Here is a 4,277-nt window from a genome sequence, read left to right as displayed (position 1 = left end):
CATCTAAAGCCTCCTGTCATAACCTATTAGCAATATGAATTATTATTCATACATTTAACAACGCATCCACACGATGGATAAAATACTAGAACGTTGGCTGCAATGCTAACCGACCCCGAAAAGACATCGTGCAAACGGACAATTTTCGGTTCGACAAGACAGAAAAACAACAGGAATATTGGACAACTAAACCGAGTATAAAAAGTAACTTTGTGCGGACAGATTTAAGAGATAAAAAAGAATGAATTTAACAATTGAAAATATACTATTAGTTGGCTCTCTATTACTTTTGGTAAGCATTATCGTAGGTAAGACATCATACAAATTTGGTGTTCCGACTTTATTACTTTTTTTGGCTATCGGAATGTTGGCAGGGTCTGACGGTATTGGCGGTATTCAGTTTAATAATCCTCAAATTGCACAATTCATTGGTATTGTTTCGTTGAATTTTATTTTGTTTTCAGGCGGTCTTGACACGAATTGGACTTCTGTAAAGCCTATTTTAAGAGAAGGACTTGTTTTATCCACATTGGGAGTTTTGCTGACTGCCCTCTCACTTGGAACATTTGTGTGGTATGTAACCGATTTTACTATTTATGAAAGTATGCTATTGGGTTCAATCGTTTCATCAACTGATGCAGCAGCCGTATTTTCAATTCTACGTTCAAAAAACCTTGCCTTAAAAACCAATTTAAGACCAACATTAGAGTTGGAAAGCGGAAGTAACGACCCAATGGCGTATGTGCTGACCATTGCTTTTTTGACTTTGGTAATCAACCAAGACCAAAGTTTGGCTTCCATTGTTCCTTTGTTTCTTCAACAAATGATTTTAGGTGGGATTGCAGGTTTTGCGTTTGGAAAACTTAGCAAATTCATTATTAACAAAATCAAACTTGCCTTTGAAGGACTTTATCCTGTTTTGGTTATTGCCTTGATGTTCATTACATTTTCCGCAACCGACTTTGTTGGTGGTAATGGCTTTCTTGCAATCTACATTTGTGCCGTTTATTTAGGAAACCAAGACTTGATACATAAAAAAACCATTCTTAAAATGTATGATGGTTTGGCTTGGTTGATGCAAATTGTTCTGTTTTTAACATTGGGATTGCTTGTTTTTCCTTCGCAAGTGTTCCCTTATATGGGAATTGGACTTCTAATTTCTTTGTTCCTGATTGTTGTGGCTCGACCAATAAGTGTATTTCTTAGTTTGATGTTTTTCAAAATGAAACTGAGAAGAAGATTTTATATTTCTTGGGTTGGTTTGCGTGGGGCAGTTCCTATTGTATTTGCTACCTATCCACTTTTAGCAGGAATAGAAAAAGCCAATATGATTTTCAATATTGTGTTTTTTATATCTGTTACATCGGTTCTCATTCAAGGAACGACTTTATCAATCGTTGCAAAATGGCTCAATGTGGCATTACCCGAAAAAGCAAAAAAAATCACTGAATTAGACCAACTTGTTTTAGACCTTCCTAAATCATCATTGCAAGAATTTGAAATTTTACCCGACTTTCACGCTGTAGGTAAAAGAATTGTTGATTTGAATTTTCCAAAATCAGCCTTTATTATTATGATAAAGCGAAATGGAGAATTTATTCGCCCCGGTGGCTCAACTATTATTGATGCAAAAGATATATTAATGGTACTTGCTGACAGTAAGGAAGATTTCACAAAAGTAAATGATAGTCTTTACAAGCCAAAAACGTAACAAAATGAAAAAACGATTTATTATACTCATTGACTTTTCGGAGTATTCAAGCAACTTAATAAAGTATGCTTGCGATTGGAGTAAACAGGCAAATGCTGAATTGCTCTTGGTTCATCAGTCCATTGTGTTAGCCCCTGCACTTACTGACAATGAAAGCCGCCATCAAATTGCGGAACATACTAATGAAGAAGCATTGCAAAAATTGAAGGTATTAGCAAAAGAACTAATTCCGCCATCCATAAAAGTTACATTCAATGTTTCGGAAAGCAATTTACAACTTACACTCCCCAAACTTTTAGAAGAACCTTATGACAATTTAATTTTTACGGGAATAAAAGGAACGGGCTTACTCAAAAAGTTATTACTTGGAAGCGTTGCACTTCAGGTTATAGATGATACAAAAAATTGTATTGTTGCAATGCCCAAAGAAATTGACACTTTTTCACACGAAAAAATTTATGTGGCAGTAACAGAAAAGCACCCATTGAATATTTTGGAATTGAACAAGTTCCTAAATTTCATTGACAATAAAGACACCACTATTACCTTTTTCTATTTGGCAAAACCCAATGAAAGAACAAAAGGGATTGAAAGGCATCTAAAAGAGTTAAAAGAAATGTTTTCAGATAAATACAACACATCATTTGCTATTTATGAAGGCAACAATCCATTTAACGATATAAAAAAAGTAATTAAAAATAAAATTGATGAAATGTTGATTGTTCAAAAAGGCTCACGCCTTTTTACTGACCAACTTTTCAGACGGTTTTTAATAAACGAATTAGTATATGAAGGGCAAACCCCTTTGATTGTTTTACCTTAAAAAAATAAAGAAATTATGACAGACCCAACTTTACAAATGTATTTACCTGCCTTTATGCTTGTTGCAACTTGGCTAATCATTTTTTGGAAACAATTCCGAAAAGTTACAAGAATTTCAGACCCAGCAGCCACAAACGAAAAAATCCTTGAATACAATCGACTGAAACGTGTTAGCGGATATTTTTGGATTATCTTTTCTCTATTTGGCGTTATGACTGTGTTTTACTCTCTTGTTCCTGAATTTTATTATGTTTTCTTACCGCTTGACAAATTCCATCATCCATTAATAAACGTAATGGGATTACTGATTATGAAAATTGCGATTGTTTGGATTGTGATTGCTCAAGTTCATATTGATAAAGAACTTTTCAAATATTCACGAAACATTGAAAGCCTTTCAGCAATGGAACTTGTTCGCTATTCTGAAAGAATGTTGCTTACAGGAATGTTGGTTTTGTTTATAGGCTTTTTTACAACAATCACAAACATCATCGGTTTGGTTCTCGTTGCTTTTGGAGTTGTTATTTACCTGAAAATGTTTTTTTCAAATCCACCACATCAATTTGAAAATTAAATCAACTATCAATCTATCTTTGCACCGTGAAAAATAACATAAGAATATTAAGAGTAGTTTTTTTAACAGCAATTTATTGCTTCGCAATAGGTGTTGTTACAAAGTCGCTTGCACATTCTGATTTTCATAGCAATACAACTACTTCGCAAGAGCAATATTTTTCAGACTTTTCAACAAAACTCTTCTGCCACACGTCACAGTCTAAAAGTTCGGTAAATAATTATATCAACCAACCTGTTCCAAGTTTCAAAAATCCATTCAATGGACTTGGGGAAATTTCAAAAACAACAGAGCAGTTATTTGAAACAGCATTTTCGCAGTATACCAATATTTCGAGAAACTTTCTGATACAACATCGGAAAACAGACATCATTTTCCCCTTCCACTATTTTTGGTAATCCTTTTTTAAGCTCTTGTTCCCATTCAAGTGAAATAACTTGAGTTTAAAAGGCTTTGTTATACACATTGCCAAATTATTATTTATGAATTTTAAAAGACTTAAAAATGGATTTAGGTGTTACCATTATTGGAGCTATTCTGATAGCTATCTGTATCGTGCCAATAATTTTAATGGGCAGAAACAGAAAAAAAACAGAAAAAAAAGCATTTCAATCATTAATAAACATTGCAAATCAACAGAGTTGCATTATTAATAAACACGAAATTTGTGGCGACTTTGTTTTAGGAATAGACGAAAACAGAAATTTCGTTTTCTTCTTCAAACAGAAAAAAGAAGAAGCAATTTCTAAGTTTGTTGACCTTTCAGAAGTTCATATTTGCCAAGCCGTTAAGAAAACACGAAACGTTAAAATCGATAAAGAGAACCATTCAATTATTGAGCGTGTAGACCTTAGTTTTATACTTACAAACAAAAATAAGGGAGAAGTAAAATTTGAATTGTATGACGAAGAAATTAATACGCAGTTAAGTGAAGAATTGCAGTTTGTTGAAAAATGGGCAAAACAAATAAACGACCGACTGAAAAACAAAAAGTAATAAAGACAAAGCCCTGTGGATTGACCATAGGGCTTGTGTTTAATTAATTGACAAACAGGCAGAAAAAAGAAGCACAGCAGCCAATCGAGTAGACTGCCCCGCCAGTGAACACTGACGGGGAGAGCCTCTCACACCACTGTACGTACGGGTCTCGTATACAGCGGTTCATTAAGA

Annotated in this window: 4 protein-coding genes; all 4 read left to right on the top strand. The window is 33.9% G+C overall.

Annotated features, from left to right (window positions below):
* Positions 1 to 241 precede the first annotated feature (241 nt).
* The 4 genes from N2K84_RS19970 (at position 242) to N2K84_RS19955 (ending at position 4,103) form a co-directional block, all read left to right on the top strand.
* Positions 242 to 1,711, top strand: coding sequence for a potassium/proton antiporter (locus tag N2K84_RS19970; RefSeq protein WP_282593600.1), 1,470 nt, complete (start codon positions 242 to 244; stop codon positions 1,709 to 1,711).
* Positions 1,712 to 1,715: 4 nt separating this feature from the next.
* Positions 1,716 to 2,534, top strand: coding sequence for a universal stress protein (locus tag N2K84_RS19965; RefSeq protein ID WP_282593599.1), 819 nt, complete (start codon positions 1,716 to 1,718; stop codon positions 2,532 to 2,534).
* A 15-nt stretch (positions 2,535 to 2,549) separates the two neighbouring features.
* Entirely contained in the window at positions 2,550 to 3,107 is a 558-nt protein-coding gene (locus N2K84_RS19960; protein WP_282593598.1) for a hypothetical protein, read from the top strand.
* 504 nt (positions 3,108 to 3,611) lie between these two features.
* A complete protein-coding gene (locus N2K84_RS19955; RefSeq protein ID WP_282593597.1) occupies positions 3,612 to 4,103 on the top strand; it encodes a hypothetical protein in 492 nt (163 codons plus the stop codon).
* Positions 4,104 to 4,277: the final 174 nt, after the last annotated feature.

The organism is Gaoshiqia sediminis, from assembly GCF_025907915.1.
Taxonomy (GTDB): Bacteria; Bacteroidota; Bacteroidia; order Bacteroidales; family Prolixibacteraceae; genus Gaoshiqia; species Gaoshiqia sediminis.
Note: the sequence above shows the minus strand (reverse complement) of the source record. Positions and strands in the feature narration are given on the sequence as shown.

What these genes read in the sequence shown, in the direction of transcription:
- N2K84_RS19970 (WP_282593600.1), top strand. Translation starts at nt 242, where the DNA reads ATGAATTTAACAATTGAAAATATACTATTAGTTGGCTCTCTATTACTT.
- N2K84_RS19965 (WP_282593599.1), top strand. Translation starts at nt 1,716, where the DNA reads ATGAAAAAACGATTTATTATACTCATTGACTTTTCGGAGTATTCAAGC.
- N2K84_RS19960 (WP_282593598.1), top strand. Translation starts at nt 2,550, where the DNA reads ATGACAGACCCAACTTTACAAATGTATTTACCTGCCTTTATGCTTGTT.
- N2K84_RS19955 (WP_282593597.1), top strand. Translation starts at nt 3,612, where the DNA reads ATGGATTTAGGTGTTACCATTATTGGAGCTATTCTGATAGCTATCTGT.